The organism is Catellatospora sp. NPDC049133 (genome assembly GCF_040648455.1).
Taxonomy (GTDB): Bacteria; Actinomycetota; Actinomycetes; order Mycobacteriales; family Micromonosporaceae; genus Catellatospora; species Catellatospora aurea.
The window spans coordinates 263,150-279,472 of the sequence record NZ_JBEZDT010000002.1 but is presented as its reverse complement, the minus strand read 5'-3'; the positions used below and the strand labels follow the sequence as shown (position 1 = coordinate 279,472).

General features: G+C 70.1%; 11 protein-coding genes. 7 read left to right on the top strand and 4 right to left on the bottom strand.

Annotation, left to right across the window (positions count from 1 at the left end):
* The first annotated feature begins 114 nt into the window (after nt 1-114).
* Nucleotides 115-4,089 (top strand): ATP-dependent RNA helicase HrpA, encoded by a 3,975-nt coding sequence (gene hrpA, locus AB0B35_RS03500; protein ID WP_361040154.1) that lies wholly within the window; start codon nt 115-117, stop codon nt 4,087-4,089.
* A 50-nt stretch (nt 4,090-4,139) separates the two neighbouring features.
* On the opposite strand, the gene AB0B35_RS03495 is transcribed toward hrpA, so the two are convergent.
* Complete coding sequence (locus AB0B35_RS03495) at nt 4,140-5,087, bottom strand: hypothetical protein (protein ID WP_361040151.1); 948 nt, start codon at nt 5,085-5,087, stop codon at nt 4,140-4,142.
* A 14-nt stretch (nt 5,088-5,101) separates the two neighbouring features.
* A complete protein-coding gene (locus AB0B35_RS03490) occupies nt 5,102-5,683 on the bottom strand; it encodes a hypothetical protein (RefSeq protein ID WP_361040149.1) in 582 nt (193 codons plus the stop codon).
* 130 nt (nt 5,684-5,813) lie between these two features.
* On the opposite strand from AB0B35_RS03490, the gene AB0B35_RS03485 reads away from it, so the two are divergent.
* A complete protein-coding gene (locus tag AB0B35_RS03485; RefSeq protein WP_360522919.1) occupies nt 5,814-6,266 on the top strand; it encodes a hotdog domain-containing protein in 453 nt (150 codons plus the stop codon).
* A 212-nt stretch (nt 6,267-6,478) separates the two neighbouring features.
* Entirely contained in the window at nt 6,479-8,419 is a 1,941-nt protein-coding gene (locus AB0B35_RS03480) for an acetoacetate--CoA ligase (RefSeq protein ID WP_361040146.1), read from the top strand.
* 68 nt (nt 8,420-8,487) lie between these two features.
* Here AB0B35_RS03480 and AB0B35_RS03475 read toward each other — a convergent pair whose 3' ends face one another.
* Nucleotides 8,488-9,201 carry a TIGR03089 family protein gene (locus AB0B35_RS03475; RefSeq protein WP_361040144.1) on the bottom strand — a complete coding sequence of 238 codons (714 nt, stop codon included), beginning with the start codon at nt 9,199-9,201 and terminating at the stop codon, nt 8,488-8,490.
* A gap of 157 nt (nt 9,202-9,358) precedes the next feature.
* On the opposite strand from AB0B35_RS03475, the gene AB0B35_RS03470 reads away from it, so the two are divergent.
* The 4 genes from AB0B35_RS03470 to AB0B35_RS03455 all read left to right on the top strand — a co-directional run bounded on the left by AB0B35_RS03470 (nt 9,359) and on the right by AB0B35_RS03455 (nt 14,026).
* Entirely contained in the window at nt 9,359-10,507 is a 1,149-nt protein-coding gene (locus AB0B35_RS03470) for a glycosyltransferase family 1 protein (RefSeq protein ID WP_361040141.1), read from the top strand.
* A 92-nt stretch (nt 10,508-10,599) separates the two neighbouring features.
* Nucleotides 10,600-11,700 (top strand): mannose-1-phosphate guanylyltransferase, encoded by a 1,101-nt coding sequence (locus tag AB0B35_RS03465; protein ID WP_361040139.1) that lies wholly within the window; start codon nt 10,600-10,602, stop codon nt 11,698-11,700.
* Nucleotides 11,701-11,734: 34 nt separating this feature from the next.
* Nucleotides 11,735-12,766, top strand: a complete 1,032-nt coding sequence (locus tag AB0B35_RS03460; protein WP_360522925.1) for a hypothetical protein — start codon at nt 11,735-11,737, stop codon at nt 12,764-12,766.
* Nucleotides 12,767-13,027: 261 nt separating this feature from the next.
* Nucleotides 13,028-14,026, top strand: a complete 999-nt coding sequence (locus tag AB0B35_RS03455) for a winged helix-turn-helix domain-containing protein (protein WP_361040138.1) — start codon at nt 13,028-13,030, stop codon at nt 14,024-14,026.
* Here AB0B35_RS03455 and AB0B35_RS03450 read toward each other — a convergent pair.
* The gene (locus tag AB0B35_RS03450; protein WP_361040135.1) at nt 14,009-15,082 is read right to left on the bottom strand and encodes a S8 family serine peptidase; all 1,074 of its coding nucleotides are present in this window, start codon (nt 15,080-15,082) and stop codon (nt 14,009-14,011) included. The genes AB0B35_RS03455 and AB0B35_RS03450 overlap by 18 nt on opposite strands.
* Between the last annotated feature and the right edge of the window lie 1,241 nt (nt 15,083-16,323).

The window sequence follows — 16,323 nt, the reverse complement described above, 5'->3', positions numbered from 1 at the left end:
GTCAAGATACGCCCGGGTGCCTGGCAAGTCGGATGATCATCGAGGGTGGCGGGGAGCCCGGCGTGAAAACCGCTGGTCGGCAGGGGAGGTCGGCGGCATATCCTGGGGCCCGTCATGACATCGCAGTCCGAGTCCGCGCCGCTCCGCAACAGGCCGCCCCGTAACCCCAGCCAGCTCACCGAGCTGCGCAAACGCGTCGACGAGCTGATGGCGCAGGATCGCCGCAGGCTCGGCCGGCGCCTCGACGGCGTACGCCGGATGAAGCCGGGCGACGCCCTCGACGCCGCTATGGCGCAGATCACCTCGGCCGTCGTCGCCGCCGAGGAGAAGCTCGCCCTGCGGGCCGCCGGGGTGCCCGCGGTCACCTACCCCGACGAGCTGCCGGTCAGCCAGAAGCGCGACGACATCGCCGACGCGATCCGCGATCACCAGGTCGTGATCGTCGCGGGTGAGACGGGCTCCGGCAAGACCACCCAGATCCCGAAGATCTGCCTCGAACTGGGCCGCGGCGTACGCGGGCTGATCGGCCATACCCAGCCGCGCCGGCTGGCCGCCCGTACGGTCGCCGAGCGCATCGCCGAGGAGCTGCAGACCCCGCTGGGCGGCGTCGTCGGCTGGAAGGTCCGGTTCACCGACCACGTCGGCGACCAGACGATGGTCAAGTTGATGACCGACGGCATCCTGCTGGCCGAGATCCAGCACGACCGCTCGCTCGCGATGTACGACACGCTGATCATCGATGAGGCGCACGAGCGCAGCCTCAACATCGACTTCATCCTCGGCTACCTCAAGCAGCTGCTCCCGAAGCGCCCCGACCTCAAGGTGATCATCACCTCGGCGACCATCGACCCGGAGCGCTTCGCGGCCCACTTCTCGACCGCGGTCGTCGGCGGCGAGCCGAAGCCCGCCCCGATCGTCGAGGTGTCCGGCCGCACGTACCCGGTCGAGGTGCGCTACCGCCCGCTCGTCGTCGAGGGCGACGAGGACGACAACGACGACGAGCGCGACCAGATCCAGGCCATCTCCGACGCCGTCGACGAGCTGGCCGGCGAGGCCCCGGGCGACGTGCTGGTGTTCCTCAGCGGCGAGCGGGAGATCCGCGACACCGCCGACATGCTGCGCAAGCGCAACCTGCGGCACACCGAGATCCTGCCGCTGTACGCCCGGCTGTCCACCGCCGAGCAGCACAAGGTCTTCCAGCCGCACACCGGGCGGCGCATCGTGCTCGCCACGAACGTCGCCGAGACGTCGCTGACCGTGCCGGGCATCAAGTACGTGGTCGACCCGGGCACGGCCCGCATCTCCCGCTACAGCAACCGGCTCAAGGTGCAGCGGCTGCCCATCGAGGCGGTCTCGCAGGCCTCGGCCAACCAGCGCAAGGGCCGTTGCGGGCGCACCTCGGACGGCATCGCGATCCGCCTGTACGACGAGGCGGACTTCATCGGGCGGCCGGAGTTCACCGAGCCGGAGATCCTGCGTACCAACCTGGCCTCGGTCATCCTGCAGATGATCTCACTGGGGCTGGGCGACATCGCCGCGTTCCCGTTCATCGACCCGCCGGACCGCCGCAACATCGCCGACGGCCTGGACCTGCTGCACGAGCTGGGCGCGCTGGAGGCCCCGGTGCGCGGCGAGCCCGGCAAGCTCACCCCGCTCGGCCGCAAGCTGGCGCAGCTGCCGGTCGACCCGCGCCTGGGCCGCATGGTCCTCGAAGCCGACCGCAACGGCTGCCTACGCGAGGTGCTGATCATCACGGCGGCGCTGTCCATCCAGGACCCGCGCGAGCGCCCCGCCGACAAGCAGCAGGCCGCGGGGGAGAAGCACGCCCGGTTCGCCGACAAGGACAGCGACTTCGTCGCGTTCCTCAACCTCTGGAACTGGATCAAAGAGCAGCAGCAGGAGCTGTCCTCGAACCAGTTCCGGCGCACGTGCAAGACCGACTTCCTGCACTACCTGCGCATCCGCGAGTGGCAGGACCTGGAGTCGCAGCTGCGCCAGGTGGTCAAGGGCATGGGCTTCACGCTCAACACGGTGCCCGCCGACGCGCAGCGCCTGCACCAGTCGCTGCTGTCCGGCCTGCTGTCGCACATCGGCATGCACGACCCGGAGAAGCGCGACTTCATCGGCGCCCGCAACGCGCGGTTCTCGCTGTTCCCGGGCTCGTCGCTGTTCAAGAAGTCGCCCAAGTGGGTCATGGCCGCCGAGCTGGTCGAGACGTCGCGGCTGTGGGGCCGCATCGCCGCGAAGATCGAGCCCGAGTGGGCCGAGAGCCTGGCCGAGCACCTGGTCAAGCGGCAGTACAGCGAGCCGCACTGGGAGAAGAAGCAGGCCGCGGTGCTGGCGTACGAGAAGGTGACGCTCTACGGCATCCCCGTCGTCGCCAAGCGCAAAGTCAACTTCGGGCGCATCGACCCGGCGCTGTCCCGGGAGCTGTTCATCCGGCACGCCCTGGTCGACGGCGACTGGGAGACCCACCACGAGTTCTTCCACGCCAACCGCGACCTGCTCGCCGAGGTGGAGGAACTGGAGCACCGGGTACGCCGACGCGACATCCTGGTCGACGACGGCACCCTGTTCGACTTCTACGACGAGCGGCTGCCCGCCGACGTCGTCTCCGGCCGCCACTTCGACAGCTGGTGGAAGAAAGCCCGGCACCAGACCCCCGACCTGCTCAGCTTCGAGAAGTCGATGCTGGTCAACGAGGCCGCGGGCGGCGTCGACGAGGACGACTACCCCGACGTGTGGCGGCAGGGCGAGTTCGAGCTGCCGCTGACCTACCAGTTCGAGCCCGGCGCGAACGCCGACGGCGTGACCGTGCACATCCCGCTGCCGCTGCTCAACCAGATCACCCCGGCCGGGTTCGACTGGCAGATCCCCGGCGTACGCGAGGAGTTGGCCGTCGCGCTGGTGCGCTCGCTGCCCAAGGCGATCCGGCGCAACTTCGTGCCCGTGCCCGACTACGTCAAGGAGGCGCTCGCCGGGCAGAAGCCCGACGGGCAGCCGCTGCTCGCCCTGCTGGAACGGCAGTTGCGCGCGATGACCGGCGTCGTGGTCGCCCGCGAGGCCTGGGAGCCGGACAAGATACCCGACCACCTGCGGATGACCTTCCGGGTCGAGGACGAGCAGGGCAAGACGCTCGCCGAAGGCAAGGACCTGGCCGAACTCAAGCGCAGGCTGCGGGACAAGGCGCAGGCCGCGGTCGCCGCGGCGGCCGACGACATGGAGCAGCACGGCCTGCGGGCCTGGACCATCGGGCCGCTGGCGAAGATCGTGGAACGGCAGCGCGGCGGCTACGCGGTCAAGGGCTACCCGGCGCTGGTCGACGAGGGCGACAGCGTGGGCGTCGGCGTGTTCGACAGCCCCGGCGAGCAGTGGACCGCGATGTGGCGCGGCACCCGGCGGCTGGTGCTGCTCGGTGCCCCGCCGCCGCTCAAGTCGCTCCAGGGACGGTTGTCCAACCAGGCGAAGCTGGCGCTGAGCCGCAACCCGCACGGCAGCGTCGCGAAGCTGCTGGAGGACGTCGTCACCACCGCCGTCGACAAGGTGATCATCGAGGCGGGCGGCCCGGCGTGGGACGCCGACGCGTTCGCCGCCCTGGTCGGCAAGGCGCGGGCCGACATGCCCGACACGATGTACGCCATCCTGCAGCAGCTGGAGCCGATCCTGTCGCTGTCCTACGACATCGACCGGCAACTCAAGTCGATCACCAATGTGCTGCTGGTGCGGTCGGTGGCCGACATCCGGGCCCAGCTCACCGGGCTGGTCTACCCCGGATTCGTGGCCGCCACCGGGCTGCGCCGACTGCCCGACCTGGTGCGCTACCTGCGCGCGATCGAGCAGCGGCTGGCCAAGCTGCCCGAGTCCCCGCAGCGCGACCGGGAGCGGCTGCTGCTGCTCGAGGACGTGCAGCAGGAGTACACCGACGCGCGGGCGTCGATCCGGCCCGGCGCGCCCGGCTGGGACACCCTGGCCGAGGTCCGCTGGATGATCGAGGAGCTGCGGGTCAGCTACTTCGCCCAGTCCCTGGGCACCCCGTACCCGGTCTCCGACAAGCGCATCTACCGCGCGCTGGCGACCCTGCCCGCCTGACCCAAAAAAACGGGCCCACGACCTCAGGTCGTGGGCCCGTTCGGGATCTGTCAGTCCTTCTCCAGCTTGATGGTCTGCTGGTCGGCGGGCGGGGTCAGCATGACCGTCGACTCCTCCGGCAGCGGCGGCGGAGCCGGGGTCTGCGTGGCCGGCGGCGTGGCCGCCTGCGACGGGGCCGAACGCTGCGGCGGAACGGGAGGAGCGGCCGGCGGCGTCGGCTGGGTCACGGCCTGAGCCGGGGGCGTCGGCGGGGTGGCCGCGGCGGCGGCGACGGCCGACTCGGCGGAGGGGGTGCGGCGCGGCAGCGGCGGGGCCTCGGCGGGCGGCGTGGCCTTAGGAGCCTTGGGAGTCTTGGCCGGAGCCGCCTTCGCGGGCGCGGTGACCGGTGCGGCAGGTGCGGGCGGCACGTTCACCGTCGGGATGCCCTGCGGCGTGGCGCGCGGGTAGTGCAGCGACGGCGGCGGCACGTCCGGCAGGCCGGTGTACCCGGTCTCGCCGGGCACGCTGGTGAAGGCACGGGTCTGGTCCGCGGGCACGGCCGGGCGGCCCTGCTGCAGCGGGTACGCCGCCAGTGCCACGGTCTCGTCGGCAAGCCGCTCGTGCTTGCGCCAGCGGCGCGGGCTGACCACCGTGGCCAGCAGCGGCACCGACAGCACCAGGCCCAGGCCGGACTGGCCGACCGCGCCGCCCATGTGCACGTCGAGCATCGCGAACGTGGCGGCATAGGACTGCTGCCAGCCCGCCGCCCACACGCTCATGCCCAGCATGCCCAGCCCGGCCAGGAACGGGCCGACCGGCGACAGCCGCACCATGGTGAGGATCGCGTAGAGGACGCTCGCCAGCAGCAGGGCGCCCGCGGCGACGGCGGCGTCGAGGACCGCGGACGGCGCTCCGCCGTTGACCCACATGGTCTGGAAGGCGCTGAGCCCGGTGCCGGTCAGCAGAAAGATCGCTGGGGCGAACACGAGCGCGAGCAGAAACGATCCAATGTGGCGCATCCATGCCTCCGGGGTCAGACCTTGGTTGGCGCGCTCCAGGATGGCGCATCGACGCCGCTCATCGCTGCCGGGGTCCGCAAGTCCGCGAATCCGTTGAAGGTGTCCCGGTCTGCCAGCGTGTTCTCGTCGCGGTCGGCCGCGGTCGGGGCGAGCATCTCCGGCCAGGTCGGCTCGGTCGCCGCGTCCGGGCGCGGCCAGCCGCGCCAGCGCTGCAGGCTCGCCACGGCGATCAGCAGCATCGCGCCGATCAGCCCCAGCACGCCGGTGGACACCGGGCTGAGCGGGACGACCAGGGTGCCACCGACCTGCACCAGGTCGGGAAGTGCCTGCTTGGCGGTCTCGGGCCGCGCGATGAGCAACCCGGTCATGCCGAGGTAGCCCACGGCCACGAACAGCGGTCCCGCGGGCGACACCCGCAGGCTTCCGATCAGGCCGAGCAGCAGGCCGACGGCGGCGAACAGCGCCAGCCCCAGCCACAGCGGACGGGTGCCGCCGATCTGCGCGGCGTCGAACATGACGGCCTGTCCGTAGGCGACGGCGAACCAGGCCAGGGGCGTGATCACAATTCCGGCGAGAAGGCTCCATACATGACGCATGTGGCGCTACCTTACGGAAATCCTGCCGTTCGTCAACCGTTCGGAGGAGGGGCGTACGGTGAACGGCGTGATCGACACTCCGCCGCCCGGCCGACCGACCGCGTTCTCGCGGGTCACGCTGAGCCGCATCATGACGAACCAGGACGTCAACCTCTACGGCACCGTGCACGGTGGCGTGATCATGAAGTTCGTGGACGACGCGGCGGGCGCCGCCGCGGCCCGGCACTGCGGGTTCAACGCGGTGACCGTCGCCATCGACGAGATCACGCTCATGGTGCCGGTCAAGGTCGGCGACCTGGTGCACGCCAAGGCGCAGGTCAACTGGACCGGCAAGACCTCGCTGGAGATCGGCGTGACGGTGTTCGCCGAACGCTGGAACGAGGCCGACCGCGAGCCGGTCAACGTCGCCACGGCGTACCTGGTGTTCGTCGGGGTCGACGCCGACGGCAACCCCCGGCACGTGCCGCAGGTCGTTCCGGAGAGCCCCGACGACGTCCGCCGCTGGCACGAGGCCGAGATCCGCCGCGAGCACCGCCTCGCCCGCCGCCAGGCCATCGACCGCCACCGCGCCGACGGCGCCTGACGGGGTGTCGGCCCGGCCCACTCCCGGCCGGGCCGCGATGTGCCCCGACCCAGCGCGGGCACCGCGTGCCAGGTCGGAGAATGATCCGTCGTGCCATGCGGCAGGATGCCAGGAGCGGACGCTGGTGGGAAGTCCTCGGGGGACCGCCGTCCAGGCGGGCCGCCGGGACGGGCCACTAGCGGCACGACGAGGTATCGCGGGAGAGGATCATGATGACCGAAGCGCTGTGGACCCCACCGGCCGACATCAGGCAGCACTCCCGCATCGGCGACTACCTGGGCTGGCTGGAGCGCGAGCGCGGGCTGACCTTCGGCACGTACGACGAACTCTGGCGCTGGAGCACCACCGACCTGGCCGGTTTCTGGTCCTCGATCTGGGACTACTTCGACGTCATCGCCCATGACCAGCCGACGGATGTGTTGCCCGACGCCACCATGCCGGGCGCGGAGTGGTTCCCCGGCGCGACGCTGAACTACGCCGAGCACGTGCTGCGCATGCCCGGCATCGGCGACGACGAGCCGGTCGTGCTGGGCTACTCGCAGACCCGCGAACCGGTCATCCTCACCGCCGCGCAGCTGCGCGAGCAGGTCCGCCGGGCGCGGGCCGGGCTGCGCCGGCTCGGCGTCGGCGAGGGCGACCGGGTGGCGGCGTACCTGCCGAACATCCCGGAGACCGTGGTGCTGATGCTGGCCACGGCGAGCCTCGGCGCGATCTTCTCGTCGTGCGCGCCCGAGTTCGGCACCCGCAGCGTCACCGACCGCTGGCAGCAGATCTCCCCGAAGGTCCTGGTCGCCGTCGACGGCTACAAGTACGGCGTGAAGCTCATCGACCGGCAGGGCGAGGTCGCGGCCATCCAGGCGGCGCTGCCGTCGCTGGCGCACACCGTGCTGCTGCCGTACACCCAGGGTGTGGTGGGTCTCGGCGAGCTGGCCGCCGACACCGACGAGCCGCTGGAGTTCACGCCCGTCCCGTTCGCCCAGCCGCTGTACGTCCTCTACTCCTCCGGCACCACCGGCCTGCCCAAGCCGATCGTGCACGGCCACGGCGGCATCCTGCTGGAGCACCTGAAGATGCTCGCCCTGCACCACGACCTGGGGCCGGGCGACCGCTACTTCTGGTTCTCCACCACCGGCTGGATGATGTGGAACTACCTGGTCTCCGGCCCGGCCGTGGGCGCGGCGATCGTGCTGTTCGACGGCAACCCGGCCGCACCCGACCTGGGCGCGCTGTGGCGCCTGGCCGAGCAGGCGGGCATGACCTACTTCGGCACCTCCGCGCCATACCTGCTGGCCTGCCGCAAGGAGGGCATCGTGCCGCGGGAGATCGCGGACCTGTCGAAGCTGCGCGGGCTGGGCTCGACGGGCGCGCCGCTGCCGCCCGAGGGCTACGTCTGGGTGTACGAGAACGTCAAGCCCGACCTGCTGCTGATCTCGCTGTCCGGCGGCACCGACGTGTGCACCGGCTTCGTCGGCGGCACCCCGCTCAACCCGGTCTACTCCGGCGAGATCGCGGCCCGTGCGCTCGGGGCGAAGGTCGAGGCGTACGACCCGACCGGCAAGCCGCTCGACAACGCCCTCGGCGAGCTGGTCATCAGCGCGCCTATGCCGAGCATGCCGGTCGGCTTCTGGGGCGACAACGACGGCTCCCGCTACCGCGAGGCCTACTTCGACGTGTTCCCGGGCGTCTGGCGGCACGGCGACTGGATCACCGTCACCGACCGCGGCACGTGCGTGATCACCGGCCGCTCCGACGCGACCCTGAACCGCGGCGGCGTACGCCTCGGCACCGCCGAGTTCTACTCGGTCGTCGAGGGCATGAGCGAGGTCGCCGACTCGGTCGTCGTGCACCTGGAGGACGACGAGGGCGGCGCGGGCGAGCTGCTCCTGTTCGTGGTGCTCCAGCCCGGCCTCGAACTCGACGACGCGCTCAAATCCAAGATCGCCCGCGAGCTGCGCACCGCCCTCTCGCCCCGCCACATCCCCGACGTGATCCACCAGGTCGCGGCCGTGCCCCGCACCCTGTCCGGCAAGAAGCTCGAAGTCCCGGTCAAGCGCATCCTCACCGGCACCCCGGTCGAGTCCGCCGCCGCCAAGGGCGCGCTGGCCAACCCCGAGTCCCTCCTCGCCTTCGAACACCTCGCCAAGTCCCGCTGAAAGCAAGGGCACCTTCACAACGCTATGCGTTGTAGAAGGTGCCCTTGTTAACGCCGACCACGCTCTGATCAGGGGATGAGGCGGGCGTGCTCCGTTGCGGTGCGGGAGTCGAGGATGCCGGGGGCGGTGCGGTACGACAGGACCAGTGACGCCCCGGCGGCGATCGGGGCGGTCAGCCAGTCCAGGGGGCGCGGATGCGCCCCGATGTCGATCAGCACCCGGTCGCCCTTGGCGATCTCCAGCTCCTTGGCGCGGGCCAGCGAGCGCTCAGCCAGCTCGGCGTGCGTGATCGAGCCGCCGCCGCCCGGCAGGCCGACCAGCGACGGCGCGCCGGGGTCGGCGGCGGGGCCGCCGTAGAAGTCGCCGTGGGCGCGGGCCGAGCTGACCCAGTCCGACACGCCCGGCGGGAGCCCGCGCAGCGGTAGCGCGAACGGGTGAAGGCTCACCGCGTACGTGTCGGGCGCGGTTGGTGCGGCCTCGGGCTCGACGAAGGCGACGTCGGCCGGCACGTCCGCGCTGTGCGACACGGCCAGCCCGGCCGTCCAGCAGGCCAGCATGATCGAGGCGGTCTGCCAGTGCGGCGGCAGCGAGATCGACGCGACACTGCCCGGGCCGAGGCCGCACCCGTCGACGAGCAGGTTCGCCGTCTTGGCCACCCAGTTGGCCAGGGTCGCGCCGGAGAGCTCGGTGCGCTCGCCCGTCGCGTCGTCGTACCAGGTGAGAAGCGGTTTTGCCGGATCGGCGGCGACCGTCGCGGCGAAAAGCTGACCGATAGTGGACACGTGGTCAGGCTACCGACACTGCCGCGTCGTGGACCTTGCCATGGGGCATGTCGGGCGTAGTCTGAAGCGTGACTGCTGTGAAACAGCGCACAGTCTCACAACCGCAGAGCGGCGGTCGGCTGGGCTGCGCTGCACACCCCCACAAGGAGTGTTCACCGTGACGATCGCTCGCTCTCCCCGGGTGCTTGTCGACGCCACCAGCGTCCCCGCTGACCGCGGCGGCGTGGGTAGGTACCTCGACGGCCTGCTCGGCGCCCTCGCCGACCATTCCGACATCGACCTGGTCGTGGTCTCCCAGCGCACCGACCAGGAGCGCTACGCCCGCACCCTCCCGCACGCGCAGGTCGTCGCCGCGCCCGCCGCGGTGGCGCACCGCCCGGCCCGGCTCGCCTGGGAGCAGACCGGCCTGCCGCTGCTCGCCCAGCAGGTCGGCGCGCAGGTGCTGCACTCGCCGTTCTACACCTGCCCACTGCGGGCCAGCTGCCCGGTCACGGTGACGGTGCACGACGCGACCTTCTTCACCGAGCCGGAGCACTACGAGAAGTCGCGCGGCACCTTCTTCCGCTCCGCGATCAAGACGTCGCTGCGCCGCGCCGAGCGGGTCATCGTGCCCAGCAAGGCGACCCGCGACGAGCTGATCCGGCTGCTCGACGCCGACCCGACCAGCATCGACGTGGCCTACCACGGCGTCGACCACACGGCCTTCCACGTGCCCGGCGAGGAGGAGAAAGCCCGGGTGCGGTCCCGGCTGGGCCTCGGCGACCAGAGTTACATCGCGTTCCTGGGCGCGAAGGAGCCCCGCAAGAACGTCCCGAACCTGGTCCGGGGCTGGATCGCGGCGGTGCGCGACCGGGTCGACCCGCCCGCCCTGGTGCTGGCCGGCGGCCAGGGCCACGACGACGAGATCGACCGGGTGGCCGCGGAGGTGCCCGCACACCTGCGGCTGCTGCGCCCCGGTTATCTGCGGTACGCCGACCTGCCCGGCTTCCTCGGCGGCGCGGTGCTGTGCGCGTACCCGAGCCACGGGGAGGGCTTCGGTCTGCCGATCCTGGAGGCGATGGCCTGCGGAGCGCCGGTGCTGACCACGCCCCGGCTGTCGTTGCCGGAGGTCGGCGGCGACGCCGTCGCCTACACCGGCCAGGACGCCGACCACATCGCCAAGGACCTCGCCAGCCTGCTCGACGACGAGGCGCGCCGGTCCGCGCTGGCCGCGGCGGGCCTGGCCCGGGCCAAGGAGTTCAGCTGGAGCTCCAGCGCCGACGCGCACGTCACCGCCTGGCAGCGCTCGATGCGGCACCCGCGCTGAGCTGCCCGCACCCCGCCCACTAGCAGGCGAACGCGGCTGGTGTCGCGGGCGGGGTGCAGCTCGCGTTCACACTCGTCAGGCAGAATGGGCGGATGCTGCACGCCGTCATTCCCGCAGGTGGAAGTGGAACCCGTCTCTGGCCGCTGTCGCGCGCCACGAACCCGAAGTTCCTGCACCCCCTGACGGGCACCGCCGAGACGCTCATCCAGGCGACCGTGGCCCGGCTCGCCCCGGTGGCCGCGCTCGGCGACACGTACGTCGTGACCGGGGTCGCCCACGCGCCCGGGATCGCGCGGCAGCTGCCCGATCTGCCCGACTCCAACATCCTCATCGAGCCCAGCCCGCGCGACTCCTGCGCCGCCATCGGCCTGGCCGCCGCGGTCATCGCCCAGCGCGACCCCGAGGCCGTGATGGGCTCGTTCGCCGCCGACCACCTGGTCCGCGACGGGGCCCGGTTCGTCGAGGTGCTGCGCGACGCCGAGGCCGGCGCCCGCCGCGGCCTGCTGATGACCGTCGGCATCACCCCCACCCACCCCGAGACCGGGTACGGCTATCTCCAGTGCGGCAAGACCGTCGACGGCCCGATCCGCACCGTCGACGAGTTCAAGGAGAAGCCGTCCCTGGACGTCGCGACCGAGTACGTGCGCTCCGGCCGCTACCTGTGGAACGCCAGCATGTTCGTCTGGCGGGTCGACATCTTCCTCAAGGAGCTGCACCGCCAGCAGCCCGAGCTGCACGACGGCCTGATCCGGATCGCGGCCGCGTGGGACACCGCCGACCGCGACCGCGTGCTCGGCGAGATCTGGCCGACCCTGCCCAAGATCTCCGTCGACTACGCGGTCATGGAAGGCGCCGCCGCGGCCGGGCTCGTCGCGACCGTGCCCGGCGACTTCGGCTGGAACGACGTCGGCGACTTCCACACCCTCGGTGACGTGCTGCCCGCCGACGACGCCGGCAACGTGATCGTCGGCGACAGCGCCACCCTCGACGGCGGCAAGCCCGAGGTGCTCCTGCACGACTCCACCGGCACCGTCGTCGTGCCGCAGTCGGGCCGGCTCGTCGCCGCGCTCGGCATGCGCGACGTGATCGTGGTCGACACCCCGGACGCGGTGCTGGTCTGCCCGCGCGACCGGGCCCAGGACGTCAAGAAGCTGGTCGACGAGCTCAAGGAGCGCGGCGACAGCCGCATCTGACCCGGGACGCGGCTCGCCTCGACTGCCTACGCTGATCTCCATGCGACTGGTGGAGCTGTCCGCGGCGGGCAACGAGGCGAGCGACCTGCTACCCGTACACGACGAAGGTCTTCTCGCCGAACTCGGCGCCCGCCGGGCCTACTGGACCGTCCTCGACGAGGGCCCGGCCGAGGAATGCCTGGCGCTGCTCGTGGAGCAGCACGACGGCGACTGGCGGGCCGAGCACGTCAAAGCGACGGCGGGCGAGCACGAGGGACGCACCGAGGACGCGGAGGCGCTGGCCCGCCTCGACGGCTGGGTGTACGTGCTCGGCTCGCACTTCGGCTCCAAGGCCGGCCCGCTCCAGCCCAAACGGGCCTTCGTCGCCCGCTTCCGCGAGTCGGCCAGGCCGCAGCTCCAGATCATCAGACACCGGTTCGCCCTGCACCGCGCCGTCAACGACGCGCTCGCCGCGCTGGCCGCCACCGGGCACCCGGCCGCCCCCGAGCCGGTCCGGGACGTCGTGCACGCGGGCTTCGTGACCGAGGCCGTTCGTCGCGGCAACGCCAAAGGCAAACGCTGGACCAGCCAGCTCGCCCCCGGCGACCACCCGGTCAACATCGAGGGCGCGGCCTTCACCGCCCGCGGCACGCTGCTGGCCGGCCTCCGCTGGCCGGTCACCGCGGCGGGCGAGCCGATCCTGGTCGAGCTCTCCGGTGTGCCCGGCCTGTTCAGCGGCGCGGAAACCCTCGGCGTGACCGGGGTGTACGCGCTCACCGGCATCGCCCAGGGGCCGCTCGGCGTACGGGCCCTCTCGGCCCGCGAGGACGGGGCCTACGACATCGTCGTCGGCTCCATCGACGCCCTCGACAAGGGTTCCATCCTGCTGGAGCAGCACCCCGACGCCCGCGACGCCACCTGCCGGCACCTGCGCTTCCGGCTGCCCGACGGCACCGGCCCGGCGCTGATCGCCCCGACCCTGGTCGCCGACCTGGCACCGCTGCACCACGTCGAAGGCATCAGCGAACGCGAGGGCGCTCCGCTCTATGTGGCCGATGAGGATCACCGCATCGCGCTGTGGCTTTGAACTGGGGTTCCGTAGCCTCGCCCCGCGTACGGAGCGGCCGATCGGCTTGCCCCCCGGCAAACCGACCAGCCGCTACCGCATCGCCCCGTACGCCCCCGTACGGCCGAGTTCGCTCCTCGTCAGAGGTGCCGCCTCGGTTCCCCAGGCTGCGCCAAGGATCATCCACCGAATGGCGAAGGGTCTACGTCTTTCGGTTGTGACTTAAAGACCCAGGTCATCTCGGCCGGTAGAGTCAGCGCCGACCCCTAGCCCGGAGAGCCCATGCTGCGTATCCACTTCACCAGCGCCGACCTGGTCCGAACGCGGATCTCGTCGACGCCGGACCCGATGTGGGAACTCGCGCTCAGCATCCACCTGCTGCGGTACCGCGGCACCGATCCGCTGCTGGGCGGCTGGAAAAACCGCATGATCACCGGCCTGAAGCCGGGCGGGGAACTGCGCGACCAGGTCGGGCTGCTGCTCGCCCTGAACCCGCCGGTCGGGTACTTCCCCGACTTCCTCACCCCGCCCGAGGCCGCCGCCGGCTTCGCGCCCGGCCTCGAAGCCGTGCTGTCCACGCCCAAGGACCGGCTGCGCAAGGAGATCAACGCCTTGGGCGACGCGCAGGGCTCGCTGTCCGGCAGCATCGATGACGTCGGCGGGGGAGCGACCCGGGCGCTCGGCGAGCTTGGCACGGCCATCAGCCGGTATCACGAGACGGCCATCGCGCCGATGTGGGACCGGGTGCGGACCGCCGTCGACGCGGATCGGGGGCTGCGGGCCCGGACGATGCTCGAATCGGGTACCGAAGGGCTGCTGAACACGCTGCACCCGACGGTGCGGTTCGACGGCAGCGTGCTGGAGATCTCGGAGTATCCGTCGAATCGGGACGTTTACCTGGAAGGGCGTGGGCTGCAGCTGGTTCCGTCGTACTTCAAGACGCCCAGCAAGCCGGTGTGTTTGTTCGACCCGGAGCTGCCGCCGGTGCTGGTGTACTCGGTGCATCACGAGGCGCGGGCGGCGGTCGTACGCAGTCAGGAGGCGTTGGCGGCGTTGCTGGGGCGTACGCGGGCGGCGGTGGTGGAGTTGCTGGCTGATGGGAGTACGACGACGGAGCTTGCGCGGCGGCTCGACGTGTCGCCGGCGGCGGCGAGCCAGCACGTGGCGGTGCTGCGCGAGGCCGGGTTGGTGCACAGCCTCCGCGACCGGAACACGGTTCTGCACACTCTCACTCCCCTCGGCTACGCGATGCTCGCTGGCCGCTCACCGACGCCGTCGTGACCTAAGGATGAGTAGGACTAGTGCCCCGAGCGCCGCTACCGTGCCCACGATTATCGCCAAGGCTGTGCGGTTAACTGGGTTTGGTGTTGTGGGCGCGTGTTCAGCTGAGGACGGCGCGTCGGGGCCGGTGGTCGCAACGTCGGCCGTCAGTGCGGCGACGAGGTTCAGTAAGCCGTGGCCATAAGCAGAATCTCGGCCCGGTGGACCCTTGTCGGTCGCTGTAGCCGTCAGTCGATGAACAACCTCAGCGGCAGAAAGTTCGGGGTGGGCCGCCCTCACTAGCGTTGCGGCTCCAGCGACAATCGCCGTCGCTGCGGATGTACCGGTACCTGCCTGCCATAAGTGTCCCAAGCCAGCGCTTGTGATGCCGTCGCTGGGTGCGGAGATGACAACAGCCGAACCCATGGCTGAAGCTTTGGAGTTCTGGCCGTTTCTGTCGACTCCCGAGACTGCCACAACTCCGGGAATGGCAGCTGGATAGCCAACTGGTTGTTGGGGGTCATTGCCGACGCCCGCGACGACAATGATGTCGGCGTCAAGCGCTGCGTTAACGGCCTTTCTGACTGCTGGATCATCGAAACCATCGACCAGCGAAATGGAGATTATGTGGATGTCGCCATGTGCGACGGCCCATTCAATTGACCTAGCTATGTCAGCTGTGGCGCCGCGACCGTGAACTGACTGTCGGATCGGGACCACCTTTGCCCCTGGGGCGATGCCAGCCACTCGTCCATGGCCGACGATGAGGCTTGCCATGCCCGTGCCGTGCCCGTCCTTGTCCACGATTCCCTCGCCCGGTCCCTCAGGACTGAAGTCCGCACCGGGGAGAACTGAGCCGATTAAGTCAGGGTGTGTGGCATCGACACCTGTATCGATGACTGCGACCTTGATGCCAGCCCCGTCCGAGGTTTTATGGGCTTCGTCCGTTCGGAGAAGTTCATGAAACCACTGACCATCGGACACGTCGTCGGTAGAGGCGACTGAAGGTAGTGGATTTATTAACACTGACGCCAGCGCTACTGCCGCGAGGTGTGCAAGGCGGATGCGGAGATTCACGGCCGGGGAACTCCTCGACGGATGGTGACTGTAGGTGCTTGCGTCGTCGGCTTGCTGTCTAGTCGCCATGGCATGGCAGATTTAGTGAACCACTGACGGAACGTCTCTTCTGTCTCCTCTGGGGAAGGCTCAGGCATTCCAGTCGAATGGCCCGGCTGAATCACGGGTGACACTCCGTGTGCAATCTCCCAGCGTGTGTTAGCAGTACGCCGGTAAGGTCCATCTCCGCTTCGGGGTGTCTGGGCCGGTCCCATCGGCATTGGCATCATTCCTGGCATGGCTGCTGAACTTGTGCGAGGAGGCGTGTACACCGTTGCCGCTGCACCAGAGCCAGCGGGAGGAAGCGCCACGACATAGCCATTTTTTCCAATCCCAGGACCGGGTAAAACGTATGCGCCGCCATAAGGTGCGTACGGGCTTCCGGGCGAAATGGGCAACATGGAAACTGGTTGGCCAGGCAATGCGGGCACTGGTGGGGTATAGCCTTCGAGATTTGGGCCATTATCCGACGGCAGAGGCTCGATCAACGGTGGGCGACCAGGAACCGATGGCGGAACGATTAACGAGCGAGGACGTGGCGGGCCTACGTTGCGATCAAGAGTGGTGGTGTTCGCTGCTGGCGGGGGCGGGGGCGGGGGCGGGGGCGGGGGCGGGGGCGTTCCTATGCCTGAGGACGTTTGGACTGTTTGTGGTGTAGGGCTAACTATTTGTGACCTGTGTTCGCGGATTGCGCGCTCAGTGGCATCCATGGTTTGCTCGGTTAGGTAGCTGAGCCGCGTCGCCTCACGGTCCCACCACTCGGGTCCGCCCTCGTTGGTTGTCAACTCCCACGCCTGGACGATCTTGTGAACCTCGCGCTTCGCCTTGGCAGTGGCCGCCATGATGCCATCAATTGCCAAGGCGTTCTGGATCGCGTCCTCACTGTCCTGGCGCATGCTTGCGATCAAGATGTCGAGTCGTCTGAGCGCCATCGCGGCTGCTTGGCTTTGATCGGCCGGCCACATTTGGGCGAGCGAATCGCGTTGCCGGGTTAGCTTGTCAGCTTGTGCCATCAGTAGGCTGGCCATCGCCCTAAGGCCTTTAACTTGCTCCCAGCCGAGTTCATCGTCTTCGTGGCGAAGCATGTCCCAGACGCGCGGAGGGTCCACTGCCACCCAGTTCGTGCGACCTTGAGTGGGCCATCTCGTCAACGCGTCCTGGGACGTCGCGGTATAGCCGCCATCCTGACGCAGCATTCCCGT

What these genes read in the sequence shown, in the direction of transcription:
- AB0B35_RS03490 (WP_361040149.1), bottom strand. Translation starts at nt 5,683, where the DNA reads ATGCGTCATGTATGGAGCCTTCTCGCCGGAATTGTGATCACGCCCCTG.
- AB0B35_RS03495 (WP_361040151.1), bottom strand. Translation starts at nt 5,087, where the DNA reads ATGCGCCACATTGGATCGTTTCTGCTCGCGCTCGTGTTCGCCCCAGCG.
- hrpA (WP_361040154.1), top strand. Translation starts at nt 115, where the DNA reads ATGACATCGCAGTCCGAGTCCGCGCCGCTCCGCAACAGGCCGCCCCGT.
- AB0B35_RS03485 (WP_360522919.1), top strand. Translation starts at nt 5,814, where the DNA reads ATGACGAACCAGGACGTCAACCTCTACGGCACCGTGCACGGTGGCGTG.
- AB0B35_RS03480 (WP_361040146.1), top strand. Translation starts at nt 6,479, where the DNA reads ATGACCGAAGCGCTGTGGACCCCACCGGCCGACATCAGGCAGCACTCC.
- AB0B35_RS03465 (WP_361040139.1), top strand. Translation starts at nt 10,600, where the DNA reads ATGCTGCACGCCGTCATTCCCGCAGGTGGAAGTGGAACCCGTCTCTGG.
- AB0B35_RS03455 (WP_361040138.1), top strand. Translation starts at nt 13,028, where the DNA reads ATGCTGCGTATCCACTTCACCAGCGCCGACCTGGTCCGAACGCGGATC.